General features: G+C 59.1%; 15 protein-coding genes. 12 read left to right on the top strand and 3 right to left on the bottom strand.

Annotated features, from left to right (window positions below; genetic code table 11):
• The first annotated feature begins 42 nt into the window (after positions 1–42).
• From JZX88_RS24995 to JZX88_RS24975, 5 genes are read left to right on the top strand one after another with little or no spacing between them, the layout of a single operon-like run.
• The gene (locus JZX88_RS24995) at positions 43–1134 is read left to right on the top strand and encodes a glycine betaine/L-proline ABC transporter ATP-binding protein (protein WP_110760484.1); all 1092 of its coding nucleotides are present in this window, start codon (positions 43–45) and stop codon (positions 1132–1134) included.
• Positions 1135–1156: 22 nt separating this feature from the next.
• Positions 1157–2002 carry a proline/glycine betaine ABC transporter permease gene (locus tag JZX88_RS24990; protein WP_206915082.1) on the top strand — a complete coding sequence of 282 codons (846 nt, stop codon included), beginning with the start codon at positions 1157–1159 and terminating at the stop codon, positions 2000–2002.
• Positions 2002–2859, top strand: a complete 858-nt coding sequence (locus JZX88_RS24985) for a proline/glycine betaine ABC transporter permease (RefSeq protein WP_065116626.1) — start codon at positions 2002–2004, stop codon at positions 2857–2859. Before JZX88_RS24990 ends, JZX88_RS24985 begins: the two co-directional genes overlap by 1 nt.
• A gap of 9 nt (positions 2860–2868) precedes the next feature.
• On the top strand, positions 2869–3867 hold the full coding sequence (locus JZX88_RS24980; RefSeq protein ID WP_206915081.1) for a 4-hydroxyproline epimerase: 999 nt from the start codon (positions 2869–2871) through the stop codon (positions 3865–3867).
• Between the two features lie 32 nt (positions 3868–3899).
• Positions 3900–4910, top strand: coding sequence for a GlxA family transcriptional regulator (locus JZX88_RS24975; protein WP_206915080.1), 1011 nt, complete (start codon positions 3900–3902; stop codon positions 4908–4910).
• Positions 4911–5009: 99 nt separating this feature from the next.
• Here JZX88_RS24975 and JZX88_RS24970 read toward each other — a convergent pair whose 3' ends face one another.
• A complete protein-coding gene (locus JZX88_RS24970; protein WP_206915079.1) occupies positions 5010–6101 on the bottom strand; it encodes an FAD-binding oxidoreductase in 1092 nt (363 codons plus the stop codon).
• The gene (locus JZX88_RS24965; RefSeq protein WP_206915078.1) at positions 6091–7344 is read right to left on the bottom strand and encodes an SRPBCC family protein; all 1254 of its coding nucleotides are present in this window, start codon (positions 7342–7344) and stop codon (positions 6091–6093) included. Before JZX88_RS24965 ends, JZX88_RS24970 begins: the two co-directional genes overlap by 11 nt.
• Positions 7345–7451: 107 nt before the next feature.
• On the opposite strand from JZX88_RS24965, the gene JZX88_RS24960 reads away from it, so the two are divergent.
• The 5 genes from JZX88_RS24960 (at position 7452) to JZX88_RS24940 (ending at position 12825) form a co-directional block, all read left to right on the top strand.
• The gene (locus JZX88_RS24960) at positions 7452–8339 is read left to right on the top strand and encodes a LysR substrate-binding domain-containing protein (RefSeq protein WP_206915077.1); all 888 of its coding nucleotides are present in this window, start codon (positions 7452–7454) and stop codon (positions 8337–8339) included.
• Positions 8340–8613: 274 nt separating this feature from the next.
• The gene (locus tag JZX88_RS24955) at positions 8614–9858 is read left to right on the top strand and encodes a sugar ABC transporter substrate-binding protein (protein ID WP_206915076.1); all 1245 of its coding nucleotides are present in this window, start codon (positions 8614–8616) and stop codon (positions 9856–9858) included.
• 40 nt (positions 9859–9898) lie between these two features.
• Complete coding sequence (locus JZX88_RS24950) at positions 9899–10822, top strand: carbohydrate ABC transporter permease (protein ID WP_174032536.1); 924 nt, start codon at positions 9899–9901, stop codon at positions 10820–10822.
• Positions 10819–11649, top strand: a complete 831-nt coding sequence (locus JZX88_RS24945; RefSeq protein ID WP_206915075.1) for a carbohydrate ABC transporter permease — start codon at positions 10819–10821, stop codon at positions 11647–11649. Before JZX88_RS24950 ends, JZX88_RS24945 begins: the two co-directional genes overlap by 4 nt.
• 15 nt (positions 11650–11664) lie before the next feature.
• Entirely contained in the window at positions 11665–12825 is a 1161-nt protein-coding gene (locus tag JZX88_RS24940) for an ABC transporter ATP-binding protein (RefSeq protein ID WP_206915074.1), read from the top strand.
• Positions 12826–12870: 45 nt separating this feature from the next.
• Here JZX88_RS24940 and JZX88_RS24935 read toward each other — a convergent pair whose 3' ends face one another.
• Positions 12871–13632 (bottom strand): GntR family transcriptional regulator, encoded by a 762-nt coding sequence (locus JZX88_RS24935; protein ID WP_065116617.1) that lies wholly within the window; start codon positions 13630–13632, stop codon positions 12871–12873.
• 222 nt (positions 13633–13854) lie between these two features.
• Between JZX88_RS24935 and JZX88_RS24930 the strand changes: the two genes are divergently transcribed.
• On the top strand, positions 13855–14886 hold the full coding sequence (locus tag JZX88_RS24930) for an L-idonate 5-dehydrogenase (protein WP_174032542.1): 1032 nt from the start codon (positions 13855–13857) through the stop codon (positions 14884–14886).
• A gap of 12 nt (positions 14887–14898) precedes the next feature.
• Positions 14899–15672, top strand: coding sequence for an SDR family NAD(P)-dependent oxidoreductase (locus tag JZX88_RS24925; RefSeq protein ID WP_206915073.1), 774 nt, complete (start codon positions 14899–14901; stop codon positions 15670–15672).
• Positions 15673–15683 lie beyond the last annotated feature (11 nt).

Here is a 15683-nt window from a genome sequence, read left to right as displayed (position 1 = left end):
AGCAACCAGAGAAGCCAGCGTAATTGGCTCAAGGGAACCGCCATGAAAATCGACGCTGCTCAATCGAGCGAAATCCTGATCGACTGCCAGTCCCTCTGGAAGGTCTTCGGCGACAAGACGGGCGCCGCGATGCGATCGATTGCCGAACGCGGGCTTGGCAAGAAGGAGGTGCTGCAGCAATTCAACTGCGTTGTCGGTGTGAACAATGCCAGCCTGCAGGTTCGGCGCGGCGAAATCTTCTGCATCATGGGGCTTTCCGGCAGCGGAAAGTCGACGCTGATCCGCATGCTGAACAAGCTCATCACGCCCAGCGCCGGCAAAGTGCTGGTCAAGGGACGGGACGTCGCCGCCCTGTCGCCGCCCGATCTGCGTGAAATGCGGGCGAAGAACATCGGTATGGTGTTTCAGAACGTAGCACTCCTGCCGCATCGAACGGTTCTTGAAAACGCTGCCTTCGGCCTTGAAGTTCAAGGCATATCAAAGACCGAGCGCAACAGCACGGCAAAGCAGGCTCTGGAGAAGGTTGGTCTGGCCGACTGGCTTGAGCGATACCCGGCTGAACTGTCGGGCGGAATGCAACAGCGTGTCGGTCTCGCGCGCGCTTTGGCTTCCGATCCCGAAATCATTCTCATGGACGAGCCGTTCAGCGCGCTTGACCCGCTGATCAGGCGGCAGCTGCAGGACGAATTCCGCCAACTGACAAAGCAGCTCGGCAAGTCCGCCGTATTCATCACCCATGATCTCGATGAGGCGATCCGCATCGGCGACCGCATCGCGATCATGAAAGACGGCGCGATCATTCAGACCGGGACTGCCGAAGACATCATTCTCAATCCGGCGGATGATTATGTTGCGGAATTCGTGGCCGGTATTTCCCGTCTGCATCTGATCAAGGCGCATTCGGTCATGCACAGTGTCAGCGACTACAGGAAGGACCAGCCGAATTCGGACCTTTCGACGCTGGTGCGTACGACGCCGGACGCTGACATCGATGAGCTGATCTCGCTGACGATGCAGTCGGAACGCGATGCGATCGCCGTAGTCGATAACGAGCAGGTCGTCGGCATCGTCACCCCCCGCAGTCTCCTCATGGGCGTCAAGGGTTCCTCCAACAACGACCGCGCGGCGGCCTGATTTCTAGCTGGAGCTTCGTGAAATGGACACTTCAGGCTTCACAGACGCCTTCGATGAATGGACGGATGCAACGCTGGAATGGGTGAGCGAGAATGGCGAATCCCTTTTCGATTATGTCCGGCTGGTTCTCGAAGGTCTCTATAATGGTATTCTCTGGCTGCTGGAGCTGCCGCCTTTTTATCTGGTGGCGGTCCTCGTGGCGCTGGTGGGCTGGCGGCTTGTCAATCGCTGGTTCGCGGTTCTGAGCGGCCTCGCTCTCGTTCTCTGTTACGCCATGGGTCTCTGGCCGGAAACCATGAGCACGCTGGCGCTGGTGCTGACCGCCACCGTGCTGGCGCTGGCCATCGGTATTCCGATCGGCATTGCGGCGGGTTTCGTCACCGCGCTCGACAGGTTCATGGAGCCGGGGCTGGACCTGATCCAGACATTGCCGCCCTATATCTATCTGCTGCCGGCCATTGCGCTTCTCGGATACGGCCCCGCCACGGCGCTGATCGCCACCGTTGTTGTCGCCATTCCCCCTGCGATCCGCCTGACCTCGCTTGGCATCAGAATGACACCCAACGAGTTTCTCGAGTTGGGCGAGGCAATCGGCATGACGCCGCGCAAGATGTTCTTCAAGATCCGCCTGCCGTTTGCGCTCCCGAGCATCATGGCCGGTGTCAACCAGAGCCTGATGATGGCCTTCGGCATGGTGGTGATCGCGGGCATCGTCGGTTCCGGCGGGCTCGGCGAGACGATCTATGGATCGATCCGCACGCTCGATATCGCGACATCGATCAACGGTGCGATTGCAATCGTCGTCCTGACGATGGTGCTTGATCGCATTACCCAGAGTGCCGCCCGTATCGGGGCAGGGAGGAAGTGATGGCTGATACAACCCTGCAGTTTTCACCCGGTGCCTTCCTGGCTCCAGCCGTCGACTGGCTCAACACCAACCTGCATCCGCTTTTTGCGGCAATTGGCTATGTGGTGGAAGCCGTCCTTTCGGCCCTTGAGGCGACGCTGCTTTCGGTGCCACCTTATGCGTTGATCGTGATTGTTTTTATCGCCGCGTTTTTTGCTGTCAGCATCAGGGCGGCGATCCTTGCCGGCCTGTGTCTCGGTTTCTGCCTGCTCGTAGGTCTGTGGACCGCGTCGATGCAGACGGTGGCGCTGGTGACTGTCGCCGTCCTGATCTCGGTCACGATCGCATTTCCGATCGGCGTCCTGTGCTCCCGGCACAAGACGCTGGAAGCAATCGTCCGCCCGGTTCTCGACGTCATGCAGACGGTGCCGCCCTGGGTCTATCTGATCCCGGCGGTCATGATCTTCAGCCTCGGGCGCGTGCCGGCGATCATTGCGACGATTGTTTACGGTATTCCGCCCATGCTGCGATTGACGACATTGGCTTTCAACCAGGTACCGCGGGAATTCCTGGAGCTTGGGAGCGCCATCGGCGCACATCCCCGCTCGGTGCTGTGGAAGATCGAAATTCCGCTCGCCAGACAGACGCTTCTGGTTGGCCTCAACCAATGCATCCTTCTGTCTCTGGCCATGGTGGTGCTTGCCGGTCTTGTCGGAGCGGGAGGGCTCGGCGCGGAAGTCACACGTGGTCTGACGCGAATGGAAATGGGTCTTGGCCTGCGTGCCGGCCTTGCGATTGTTGCCGTCGCACTTCTCCTCGATCGGCTGAGCCGCGGTCTGCTTGATCGTAACACGGTCGCGAGACCCGCACTGGATTGAGGAAAGCCCGTGAGACATTCGTTCTTTTGCATCGATGCCCACACCTGCGGAAATCCCGTCCGCCTCGTCGCAGCCGGTGGACCGATGCTGCCGCATCTTCCAATGGGCGAGCGGCGGGAAATCTTCATTCGCGAGCATGACTGGGTCCGTCGGGCGCTGATGTTCGAGCCGAGGGGGCATGACATCATGTCGGGCGCCATCATCTATCCGGCGCATCGCGCCGATTGTGATTTCGCCGTCCTTTTCATTGAGGTCAGCGGCTGCCTGCCGATGTGCGGTGCCGGAACGATCGGGGTCGTCACCGCCGCCATTGAAGAAGGTCTGGTGAAACCTCGCACGCCGGGTGTCGTTGCAATCGAGACGCCCGCCGGCAGGGTGGATGTCACCTACACGATGAAGGATGGTTTCGTTGATGCGGTCCGGCTCCATAATGTCGCGAGCTACCTTCACCAAAGCGACATCGAGGTCGATGTCCCCGGTATCGGCCGGCTTGTCGTCGATATCGCTTATGGCGGCAACTTCTACGCCGTCATCGAGCCCCAGAAACACTGGGAAGGCTTCGAAGGAATGACCGCATCGCACATTATCGAATACAGCCAGAAGCTTCGTCATGCTCTCAAGAGTGTTTGCGATCCCGTCCACCCCGATGACGAGCGCATCAGGGGCGTGCATCACGCCATCTGGTGTGATGTGCCTGTCGATAGCGGTGCCGATGGCCGGTCGGCGGTGTTTTATGGCGACAAGGCGATCGACAGATCTCCGGGTGGCACCGGCACATCCGCACGCATGGCGCAGCTCCATGGAAAAGGACGCCTGCCGGTCGCTTCAACCTATAGAAACGAGAGCCTCATCGGCACGATCTTCGAAGGACGTGTCGAAAGCGCCGCAAACATCGGTCCCTTTGAAGGGATAATCCCAAGCATTGGCGCCTGGGCGCGCGTCATCGGACACAATACGATCTATGTCGATGATCGCGACCCGCTTGCCCACGGGTTTCAGATTTCGTGAGTGGGTGAGGCAACGGCGAGGAGAACGAGGCGATGCGTCCGGAACAGCACAAAGAGGGTGAGGCAACGGACCAGACAAACCGGCTCAAGGTTGGCTTCGTGCTGGCGCGCTCATTCACGCTGTCTGCCTTTGCAATGTTCGTCGATACCCTGCGCCTTGCGAGCGACGAGCAGGATCGCTCGGGACGGGTGAAGGCGGACTGGCAGGTGCTGGGCAGTACCCGCCATCTCATCGTCTCAAGCTGCGGCGTGCAGGTCGCCCCGACATCGGATTTTGTCGATCCCACCCGGTTCGATTATATCGCCGTCATCGGCGGATTGCTGAACAGGGAAGATCCCGTCGATCATGAGACGATAGGGTTTTTAAAGCTTGCCGATGCGAGGAAGGTTCCCTTGCTCGGTATCTGCACCGGCACATTCATTCTGGCTGAAGCGGGGTTGATGAAGAACCACGACGTCTGCGTGAGCTGGCTTCATGCCAAGGCGTTCAGGGAGCGGTTTCCGGGGCTGTCAGTCCGGCCGGACAGGATTTTCAATCTCGACAGACGCCGGGGTTCCTGCGCCGGAGGCAGCAGTGCCGCCGATATGGCGGCAGCCCTCGTCCGGCGCCACATCAGCCCCGATGCGGAGCGAAACGCCCTTGAAGTGTTGCAGATCGAGAAGGCGCGCTCCCATCTGGAAATCCAGCCAAGAAGACCGCTTTACGAGGAGTACAGTGACACGCGTCTCAGGGCGGTCATGATCATGATGGAGCAGCATCTGGACGGCGATATGCCGATTGCTCAGCTTGCGGCATTCGTGGGGGTGACGCGCAGGCAGCTGGAGCGGATCTTCGAGAAGGAGGCGGGCATTTCGCCGGCGCGGGCCTATGTGCGGGTGCGCCTTGAGCGTGCCAAGGTGCTTCTCACGCAGACGAAATTGCCACTGACCGATATTGCGCTCGATCTCGGCTTTCACACGGCCTCGCAATTCACACGCTCATTCAAGAAGGAATTCGGGCAGACCCCGTCACACCTGCGTTCCACTTTTCTGGGCGCGCGCTGATTCCGTGCGTCGGAAGCGTCGATGATCGATATTACCGGGGGCTTGCAAGAACGGGAGACGGCATCCTTGTGTGTGATGCCGTTCAACCCATGCCGGTGTTTAGCGGTCGATGACAAGATCGCTAAGCGGCCGCGAGCAGCAAGGCAAAAACATTCCGGCGTCGATCTCGCGTTGCCTTATCCCGCCATTGTGGTTCATGTCGACGGTGCCGGACACCAGCTTTGATTTGCATGTGCCGCAGACGCCGTTGGAGCAGGACGAGGGCAGGCGAACCCCGGACTTTTTTGCCGATGACAAAACGGTCTGGTCGCTTCGCACTTCAATATTCCGGCCCTGTTTCTGAAATTCAACCTGCCATAACCGGCTCGCCGCGGCCTCCTCTGCTGAAAGCCCCGTTTCATCGATCACCGCCGCGTCGAAGCTCTCCTCGATATAGTTTTGCGCTGGAACCCCGAGCGCCGATGAAATCGAACGGGCTGCCGCCATGAAAGGCGCCGGGCCGCAGCACATGACGGTTCGATCAGCAATATCGGGTACGGCAAGCTTCATGAATTCGGCTGTGATGCGGCCGGTCAGGCCCGGCCATGACGGCTCTCCAAGCACTGTTTCAGGAAGAAATTGCAGACGCAGCCCCTTCATTCGAGCGGCAAGACAGTTCAGTTCATCGCGGAATATCAGATCGAGCGGCGTCCGCGCCGCGTGCATGAAGACGACATCTGCGGGTTCACAGCGATCCGCAAGGTCGCGAAGGATCGACATCACCGGGGTTATTCCCGAACCGCCGGAGAGAAGAAGCAGTTTGGAAGAGACGGCACGCGGGCGGATGAAGTGCCCAAGCGGGCCTTGCGCGCTGACCGTCATGCCCCTGGCCAGATTGTCGTGAAGCCAGTTCGATACCCGACCGTTCGCCACGCGCTTGACCGTGACGCTGAAAGCATTCGACCGGTGGGGGGATGACGAGATGCTGTAGCAGCGCGCTTCGGCATCGTTCCCCATCGGAAAATCGAAGAGAAAATACTGGCCGCCTTCGAAATCGAACCGCTTGCCATGCGGGGATGCGAAGGTGAAACTCTTTACATCATGGGTTTCCTGATGAACGTCGATGCAGACGAGCGTGTCGTCATGCTCCGGGTCCCACACGCCGCGATCTGCAACCGCACCGCTTTTCCTTGTTGCGAGATCAATATCCATTGGCGCGCATCCGGTCGATGTACCACGTCGCGAACTTGTCGAGATTGGTTTCGGAAAAACGGGAATAGGGGCCGGGCCGGTAGGCGGGATCGAGGGCGCCGGCATGGGAGCGGGCAACCAGATCCGCATCCTGATCGGTGGTCGCGATCCACACATCGGTCAGCTTGTCGAAATCATAGTCGACACCTTCAACGGCGTCCTTGTGAACCAGCCATTTCGTGCGCACGAGGGTTTTTCCGGCCGAGAGCGGAATGACGATTGCAACAACCGCATGGTCACCCATGAAGTGATTCCAGGAATTGTGTCCCCAGAGATGTGTGTCGCCCAGATCCTTTCGGGTCATGTGGCCGAGAAGTCTGGCGGAAGCGGCCGTCGCATCATGGGTCTGGGATTCGCCGGCGCCGGAAATGATCAGACGCTGCGTTCTGAAGTTGGTTGCGCAATCCGTAAGCTGTTCGACGGCCGAGGAGGGAAAGCCATCCGTTTCCCATGCCCTTGTCCGCTCGTCATAAAGCCGGAAATGTTCCTCGGCCTGTTCCCGGTCTTCGGGGCTCAATGTCTCAGGGTCGAACCCGAAGTCGAGATCGACGAAGGAAACGCAGAGTTCCGGATGGTTTGCCGAGCAATGATAGCACTCGCGGTTGTTTTCCATCGTCAGCTTCCAGTTGCCATCCTCGATGACGTCGGTCTGATGCGCGATCTTCGCATTGCGGATGTCATAGGGGGCGAGACGTTCTGCCATTGTTCGTTCGAGGAGGTCGATATCTTCTGGCGGATTGTCGGAAAGACAGACGTAAATCAGGCCGCCGATCGATTTGAAGTTCACCTGCCGCAGGCTGTGACAATTCTTGTCGAAGTCCTTACCCATATGCGGCGCATAGCTGAGCTCGCCGGTCAGTTCATAGGTCCATGTGTGGTAGGGGCAGACGAGCTTCGAGATGATCGTGCTGCCGGCATCCAGCAGACGCGCGCCGCGATGGCGACAGACATTGTGCAGCACGCGGATTTCGCCTTCGTCGTCCCGCAGGAGGATGAGGCTGGTCCTGCCGATGTCGACCACCGTGGCGTCGCCGGCTTCCGGAACGTCGCAGTCGAGACCCACACAGATCCAGTGCTTGTGAAAGAATACCTCGATGTCGGCTTCGAACACATCGTCGCGCGTATAGAGACCGGCTGGCAGGGAGTGCCCGTTAGTGCGGGCATCGAGCAATGACGAAATGGATGATGCGAGCTTGTTTAGCATGATATCCCCTGATGCTTGTTTGCATGGAGATTGCGCTTGCATCCCTTGTTTCTCAACGGCATTAATTCTCAAGCTTATATAATGAAATGTAATGCAAAGAGGGTGTCATGCAGTTTCGCAAACGCCTGCCGTCGCTTACGGCGCTGATCATGCTCGAGGCGGTTTTGCGTCGGAGAAGCTTCACCGCTGCCGCCGGGGAGCTTGGCGTCACCCAGGCGGCAGTCAGCAGACAGATCGCCCTGCTGGAGGATGAGCTGGGCGTGCCGATGTTCATCCGCAAGCACCGGGCGATTGAGCCCACCGCCGCCTGCGAGGCTCTGGGAGCGTCATTGGCGCAAAGCTTCGTCAACATCGCGGAGACGGTCGATGCCATCAAGGGATCGGCGAAAGACGTTGTCACCATCGGCGCGACGGTCGCGTTTTCGTCCTTCTGGCTGCTTCCGCGCCTTGCCGATTTCCGTGCGCAGAACCCCGGAATTCAGATCCGGGTCGTTTCACAGGATACACGCATCAACCTCGATGACGGCGATATCGATATAGCCATCCGGTACGGCGTTCCTCCGTTCAGTGACGGAACGGTCATCGCGTCGCGCGACGATGTGCTTATGCTGGTATGTTCACCCGGTTATCTGGAAAAGCGCGGGGCAGGGCCTCTGGCGGCTGCCGATGAACTGATAGAAACGGATGTTGAAGACAGGTCCTGGCTTTCATGGAGCCACTGGCTTTCCAGCCTCGATCTCCGCTTCGAGATAAAGCCGACCCTGCGCTTCAATCACTATACCGAAACCATCTTTGCCGCGCGCGAAGGGCAGGGGCTGGCGCTGGGGTGGGGACTTCTTGTGAAGACCTTTCTGGATGACGGGACACTGGTGCCTTTTGATGACACCAGAATGCCTTCCGGCGCGCGCTACAACATTGTCTTGCCAACCAAATCGCGAAGGACAATGGCGACCGATCGCGCGGCGGCCTGGCTTACCGCGGCGCTGCATGGCTGAGTGGAATCGTCTCCATCTGGGCGGTGGCTACTTTACCTTTGAAGTATAGAACCCTTGCCGGCATGACAGTTTGACTTACGGAAGCGCGCCGAGCCGGCGGCTAAATATCTGAGATCATGGGCAATGTGGCGGTGTGGTTTTCTCCGGTCACAATCGGCCAGTAATGGCATTGACTTTCGTGAAATATCACAACATTCTAGTTTGCGGATGAGGAGGCATGTCCGGCGATGGAGGAAACGTCCGCCGGATATGCGTATAAGGATGGAGGATCCAAATGGCTTATCTGCATTCAAGACGCGGAGTTGTTCGCGGCGTTCTGGCATCGGCGTTGCTGGTCTCGGCCCTGTCGGGCACGGCCTTCGCGCAGCAGACGAAAGAGAAAATCACATTTGCTGCGGCGATGTTCTCCGAGGCGGGGCGCGGCGACCGCGCCAAGGCGTGGGTTCAGAAATTCAACGAAAGTCAGGACAAGATCGAGGTCGAGCCGATTGCGATCCCGTTCTCCAGCTTCGCCAACACGGTCTTCACGCAGATGGGCGGCGGCGGTGGCCCGGATCTGGTCCGCTTCGACCAGATCGACTATTTCGCAGCCGTACCATCGGGGCGCGTCCTTTCCCTCGATGGCCTTGTCTATCCATCGCAATATAAATTCATCGGTCCGGACAAATATCTGGCTGTGAATGGCAAGCGTTATGGCGTGATCTTCGATTCCACCGGTTACGGGCTTCTCTACAACAAGGATATCGTCAAGGGCGCGCCGCCGACGACATTCGAGGATTTCCTCAAGGTCGCCAAGGAAACGACGGGTGATGGCAAATATGGTTATGCCTATCGCGCCACGATGGCTGAGCGGGCCGGTTTCTGGCAGGATGTCTGCAATTTCGTCTACGGATTTGGTGGCCGCTGGAGCGACGCTTCCGGCAATCTGACGGTAAACAGCCCGGAGGTTATCAAGGGTATCGAGGCCTATAAGGCGGTCTACGATCTCGATGTCACTCCGAAAGGCGCCGATGCCGCCACCTACCGGCGCATGTTCTGGGAAGGCAAGATTGCCATGAATGTCGACAATGGCGGCGTTGCGGCGATCTTCCACCAGAATTCCCCGAACCTTCCCTTTGCGGCGGCACCTTCTCCTTTCCCGACGCCCGCCCAGGGCCTGATCATGACCATGCTGTCGATCAACGCCAATACCAAGCACAAGGATGCGGCCGTCACCTTCCTGAAATGGGCGCTGGAACCGGAAAATCAGCAGGGCCTGCAAAAGGCCATGGGAACCATCGTTGGTACGGTGACTGAATATTCCGCCGAGGATTTGGCGGCGCAGCCCTGGCTCACCGTTTATGACAAACAGGTCGAAACCGCGGTTCCGCAACTGGTCATGGGGCTTGAGACGAAGACGCCGGAAATCCAGCAGATCGTGCTTGAGAGCGTGCTGAAGGTTCTTCAGGGCGGGGAAAATCCCAAGGACGCCATGGATGCCGCGCAGCGGCTGATCGAGCGACGGGTGCTGCGCCGCTGATACGGCGCAGACTTTGCCTGCAATTTCCAGATAGCGAGTAATGTCGATGCGATCATCCGGCTCACGAAGCGGGATCGAGGGCAGCCGGTGGACACCTTATTGGTTCGCCGCGCCTGTCGCCCTTTATCTTCTGCTGTTTCAAATCTACCCCTTGTTGCAGGAGCTGAAGCTTAGTTTCACATCGACTTCGCTGCTGTCTCCCGACGACCAGCTCTTTGTCGGTTTCGAAAACTATCTCTACATCTTCGAAACCAGCGATTTCGCGCAGGTTCTCTGGGTCACGCTGATCTATACGATCCTCTGCGTCGTGCTGGCGATCGGTTTCGGTCTCGGTACGGCGCTGCTTCTCAACAACCCCTTTACCGGACGCGGTATTGCCCGCGCTCTGGTAACGGTGCCCTGGGCGGCGCCGCCGGTTGCCGTTGCGCTGATCTTCACCTGGATGCTCAACTCGCAATATGGCGTGTTCAATTATGCGCTGAGAGTGCTGGGCCTGCCGTTTTCCAACGAAAACTGGCTGGACAATCCCTCGCTTGCCCTGCCTGCCATCATGATCACGACCATCTGGCAGATATTTCCGTTTTCTTCGGTCGTCATCTTGGCAGCCCTGCAGGGCGTTCCATCGGAAGTGCGCGAAGCCGCGATCATTGACGGAGCCGACCGGTTCAACGTCTTCAAGACGGCTGTGTGGCCAACCATCCAGCCGACCGTGCTGCTGCTCGCTCTCTTCGTCACCATCTGGTCGCTGCGCCGTTTCGACCTGATCTGGCTGATGACGCAGGGAGGCCCGATCGGGGCGACCAATACGCTGGTGATCGAGCTCTACCGCCAGGGCTTCGTCTATCGCGAGCTTGGCAGTGCCGCCTCCATCGGCATGGTGGGCCTCGCCATCGCGCTTGTCGTGACAATGATCTACTTCAAGATATCGCAGCGTGCCGAACGTGCGCAGGGGAGACGCGCATGAAAACCTCTCCCTGGCAGCATAGCCTGCGCATGATCAGCGTTCTCGCCCTTCTCGGCGTTGCTGTCTTCCCGATCTATTGGATGCTCGTGACATCGCTCACCACGTCTTCGGGGCTATTTGCTGCAACCCCGCAGTTCCTGCCGTCGTTTTCGGAACTGAATGTTTATCAGGACGTGTTCAAGACCATACCGGTTGCGACATGGCTGAAAAACAGCGTGATCGTTGCTTCCGGCACGACGGTGCTGAGCATTGTTCTGGCGATCCTGCCCGCCTATGCGCTCTCCCGTTTCCGGTTCGCCGGGCTTGCGCTTCTCGGCTTCGTGCTGTTTGCGACCCAGATGCTGCCCGAAGCCATGCTGGTCGTGCCGCTTTACGCCATCTTCGGCGACCTCGGGTTGCTCAATACTTTGACCGGCCTGATCCTCGCCAACACCGCCTTTACGGTGCCGGTCATCGCCTGGATTCTCAAAGGGGCCATTGACGCGGTGCCGATCGAGGTGGAGGAGGCCGCCCGCATGGAAGGATGCTCCAAGCTCGACGTGGTGCTTCTGATCGTGGTGCCGCTGATCGGGCCGACACTTGCCGCCGCCTCGGTCATCGCATTCTTCAATGGCTGGAACGAATATGTTTTCGCCCAGACGCTTATCAGCAGCGAAAGTCTCCGCACCGCCTCGGTGGGGCTTGCCGGTTTCGTCGGCGAGTTGTCGACGCCGGTCCATTCCGTCATGGCCGTCGGCTTCATCTACACGCTTCCTGCTGTCCTGTTTTACCTTCTTGTCCAGCGTTATGTCGTGGCCGGTATGACGGCCGGCAGCGTCAAGGGCTGATAAAGGATTTTTGAAATGGCATCCATTACCCTGAAAAGCGTCAGCAAGAGTTTCGGCGCGAAGGACGTTATCCGCAATATCGATATCGCCGTTTCGGACGGCGAGTTTCTGGTGCTGCTCGGCCCTTCGGGCTGCGGAAAATCGACGCTTCTGCGCATGCTGGCCGGTCTTGAAAGCATTTCCGGCGGAGAAATATTGATCGGCAGCCGCCGCGTCGACAATCTGCCGCCAAGCGACCGCGACATGGCCTTCGTTTTCCAGTCCTATGCGCTCTATCCGCATCTGACCGTGCGCAGGAACATGACGTTTCCCCTGGTGATGAAACAGTTCCGCTGGTGGCATCACCTGCCGATCATCGGAGGCCTTGTCAGGCGGCGGATCGAGAATTCGCCGCAGGTGAAGGAAATGGTACAGCGCAATGCGAAGATACTGGGCCTGACCGAGATGCTGGACCGGTTTCCGCGCACCCTGTCGGGCGGGCAGCGGCAGCGTGTCGCGCTGGGCCGGGCGATGGTGCGGCAGCCTGAAGTCTTCCTGATGGATGAGCCGCTTTCCAATCTGGACGCCAAGCTCAGGACGTCGATGCGGGCGGAAATTTCCAAGCTGCATGCCGATATCGGCGGTACATTCGTTTACGTGACCCACGACCAGGTCGAGGCCATGACGATGGGAAGCAAGATCGCGCTGATGCGCGACGGCGTGGTTCAGCAATTCGGTTCGTCCCGCGAAATCTATAGCGATCCTGCCAATACCTATGTCGCGCGCTTCATCGGCACGCCGCCGATGAACCTTATCGAAGCCGATGCGGCAAGCGGTGTCGTCAGCGTCGGTGGCATTTCGCTGGCATTGCCGCAGGGCCTGTCGGCAGCGGTCAGGGAAAACGGCAAGGTTCTGTTCGGCATCCGCCCGAATGCGATCAGGCTGACGCCTGAACGTCAACCCGGCAGCGTCGACGGAACGGTGACGCTGGTCGAGCATATCGGGGCCGAATCCGTCATCGCGGTGACGCTCAGCAATGCCCGCACGGCGCATCGCGAGGAAGGTGAGCTGGATGCCGTCATGGTCACCGAACAGGGCTACACCGGGCTTAAAGTCGGTGATCCGGTTTCGCTGGCGTTCAACCTTGATGAAGCCGTTCTGTTTTCGGCTGAAACCGGTCTGCGGCTGCGCCCATAATCTTAGCACCGGAGCCGGATCATGAAGGACGCAAGGGGCGATACCTCACAGCGAGATCAGCGATTCCAGGCTGGAGTCGAGGATGGACGGGTCGATGTCCCTCTCCAGGGCATCGAACATCCGGTCGACATAGTCGATCAGCTGGTCGGACGCCTCGACGGCGAGAGCGACATTCCGCTTGGCGATTGCCTCAAGTATGCCGATATGGCTCTGGATGCTTCCGGCAAGGCTTTCCGCGCCGCCGATATTGCGGTGGTGGATAAGGCCGATACGCCGGAACAGGGTGTGGAGCGGCCGCAGCGTATGCTCGAGGAAGGGCTCTCCCGCCGCCAGCAGGATCAGCCTGTCGATACGACGGTCGAAAATATTGAAATCGCCGATCGCCATGGTGTCACGCTGGTCTTTCAGAATGCGGGTGATGTGCAGCATCTGCGAGCGGTGTGTGGACGTCGAATGTTCCGCCGCCAGCGACACGACAAAACGCTCGAGGTCGCGCCGCAAACGCAGAAGCATTCGCTCGCGGGCAAGATCGATGGGCGCAATCTGCAGGCCATGACGGGGTTGAATGATCACGAGCGTATCTGCGGCCAGCCGGCTGACCGCCTGATGCACGGGTGTGCGGCTCAATCCGGTTTCTCTCTGCAAATCCTGAATGGAAAGAAAGCGGCCCGGCTTGAGCTCACAGGTAATGATCAGGTGCTCGATGCGCTCATAGGCAAGTTCCGTCAGGTTGACGCTGTTGCGTCTCTTTTTCTCCTGCGGATTGCCGTCCTCATCTTTCGTCCCGTTCTTGTCTTCACCGGTCATGCTTCATTCCTCGAGATTCTGCCTGAGGTTACCGTTCCGTCTCGTCAGTTGCAAAATGCAATGACAGGAAATTTCTCAATATTTCAGATTTCCAGAGTTTTCAAAGGAAGTGCCGGGGCGGCAGGGGAGCTTTTCGCCAGTAAGCGGCACCATCAAACCAGAAAATGTCTCGCTTGAAGGCTGCTCAGGCTCCGTCACGGCGAAATCAGGAAGGAAAATTCGATGTTAGGCGTTATCATTCACGCGCAGAAGGATCTGCGGATCGAGCCCGTGGCAAGCGTCGCCCCGGCTGCCGGTCAGGTTAGAATAGCGGTCAAGGCCGGGGGCATTTGCGGTTCCGATCTCCATTATTATCTGCATGGAGGCTCCGGCAGCATCCGCGTGCGCGAACCGATGGCACTCGGTCACGAGATGGCGGGCATCATCGAGGAATGCGGCGCCGGCGTTTCGCATCTGGTGCCGGGCATGCGGGTATCGGTCAATCCGAGTTCACCGTGCTACGAGTGTGAATATTGCCGTGAAGGCGCCCATAACCAGTGCATGAACATGCAGTTCATGGGCAGCGCCATGCGCCTGCCGCATGCGCAGGGTGGTTTTCGCCAGAGCATTACCGTCAGTGCTGCCCAGGCTATTCCGATCGCCGACACCGTTACCATGGCGGAAGCGGCCATGGCCGAGCCGCTTGCGGTCGTTCTGCATGCCATGAAACAGGCGGGGCCGCTTCTGGGCAAGCGTGTGCTGGTGACGGGCTGCGGTCCGATCGGGGCTTTGTGTGTGCTGGTCGCGCGCAATGCAGGCGCTGCGGAGGTCATCGCGACGGATGTGGGCGAATTCCCGCTGCAGGTTGCCAGCAGACTCGGTGCCACCGAGGTTCTCAACATGAAGACGACACCGGAAGCGCTTGTGCCCTACGCCACGGGCAAGGGTACGATCGACATATTGTTCGAGGCATCGGGCAATCAGGCTGCACTCAATGGCGCGCTTGCGGCCATTCGTGCCGGCGGCATCATCATCCAGCTCGGACTTGGCGGTGATGTGACCCTGCCGATCAATGCGATCGTCACCAAGGAATTGCAGTTGCGCGGCACCTTCCGGTTCGACGGTGAATTCCGGCAGGCCGTCGACCTGATGAACTCCGGCCGCATCGATCTGAAGCCACTCGTAACCCACACATTGCCTTTTCAGGAGGCTGATGAGGCCTTCATGCTGGCCACCGACCGGTCGCGGGCGATGAAGGTACAATTGTCGTTCTGAAAGGCGTCAGGCATGAATTCTGTATCAACCATGTCCCTCTCGGGAAAAGTAGCCCTCGTTACCGGCGGCAATGGCGGTATCGGGCTGTCAATGGCCGTTGGTCTGGCAAAGGCCGGCGCAAGGGTGGTGATTGCCGGGCGCAACCCGCGCAAGGGCGAGGATGCCGTCCGGCTTCTTGATGCAACAGGAGGTTCAGGCCGGTTTCTGGAACTGGATATCAGTGATGACAACGCCAGCAGAAAGGCCATCGGAGATCTGGTGCAGGCAGAAGGCCGGCTCGACATCCTCGTCAACAATGCCGGCATCAATGTCCGCCGCGCGCCGGAAATCTTTGATCTCTCCGACTGGAACCGCATCATTCAAACCAATCTGACTGCGGCATTCGTCTGCTCAAAGGCGGCTTACCCGGCGATGAAGGCAGCCGGTGAGGGTAAGATCATCAATATCGGCTCCATGACATCCATATTCGGCGCTTCTTTCGCACCCGCCTATGGGGCGAGCAAAGGCGGTATCGTCCAGCTGACCCGGTCGCTCGCCGTTGCCTGGGCGCCGGACAACATTCAGGTCAACGCCGTTCTGCCGGGATGGATCGACACGGATCTGGGCGCTTCGGCCAGGCAGGAGGTGGAGGGGCTGAACCAGAAAGTACTTGCCCGCACGCCTGCCGGGCGCTGGGGACGCGGGGAGGATTTCGAGGGCATTGCCGCCTTTCTTGCCGGTCCCGGCTCCGGCTTCATCACCGGTGCCGCCATCCCAGTCGATGGCGGATATTCAATATCCGGCTAAATAATGGCTCG

Source organism: Agrobacterium sp. OT33 (assembly GCF_017313365.1).
GTDB lineage: Bacteria > Pseudomonadota > Alphaproteobacteria > Rhizobiales > Rhizobiaceae > Agrobacterium > Agrobacterium rhizogenes_A.
This window is presented reverse-complemented; position numbering and strand designations above follow the sequence as displayed.

Coding starts and splice junctions, on each gene's coding strand:
- JZX88_RS24995 (WP_110760484.1), top strand. CDS start 43: ATGAAAATCGACGCTGCTCAATCGAGCGAAATCCTGATCGACTGCCAG.
- JZX88_RS24990 (WP_206915082.1), top strand. CDS start 1,157: ATGGACACTTCAGGCTTCACAGACGCCTTCGATGAATGGACGGATGCA.
- JZX88_RS24985 (WP_065116626.1), top strand. CDS start 2,002: ATGGCTGATACAACCCTGCAGTTTTCACCCGGTGCCTTCCTGGCTCCA.
- JZX88_RS24975 (WP_206915080.1), top strand. CDS start 3,900: ATGCGTCCGGAACAGCACAAAGAGGGTGAGGCAACGGACCAGACAAAC.
- JZX88_RS24970 (WP_206915079.1), bottom strand. CDS start 6,101: ATGGATATTGATCTCGCAACAAGGAAAAGCGGTGCGGTTGCAGATCGC.
- JZX88_RS24965 (WP_206915078.1), bottom strand. CDS start 7,344: ATGCTAAACAAGCTCGCATCATCCATTTCGTCATTGCTCGATGCCCGC.
- JZX88_RS24960 (WP_206915077.1), top strand. CDS start 7,452: ATGCAGTTTCGCAAACGCCTGCCGTCGCTTACGGCGCTGATCATGCTC.
- JZX88_RS24955 (WP_206915076.1), top strand. CDS start 8,614: ATGGCTTATCTGCATTCAAGACGCGGAGTTGTTCGCGGCGTTCTGGCA.
- JZX88_RS24950 (WP_174032536.1), top strand. CDS start 9,899: ATGTCGATGCGATCATCCGGCTCACGAAGCGGGATCGAGGGCAGCCGG.
- JZX88_RS24945 (WP_206915075.1), top strand. CDS start 10,819: ATGAAAACCTCTCCCTGGCAGCATAGCCTGCGCATGATCAGCGTTCTC.
- JZX88_RS24940 (WP_206915074.1), top strand. CDS start 11,665: ATGGCATCCATTACCCTGAAAAGCGTCAGCAAGAGTTTCGGCGCGAAG.
- JZX88_RS24935 (WP_065116617.1), bottom strand. CDS start 13,632: ATGACCGGTGAAGACAAGAACGGGACGAAAGATGAGGACGGCAATCCG.
- JZX88_RS24930 (WP_174032542.1), top strand. CDS start 13,855: ATGTTAGGCGTTATCATTCACGCGCAGAAGGATCTGCGGATCGAGCCC.
- JZX88_RS24925 (WP_206915073.1), top strand. CDS start 14,899: ATGAATTCTGTATCAACCATGTCCCTCTCGGGAAAAGTAGCCCTCGTT.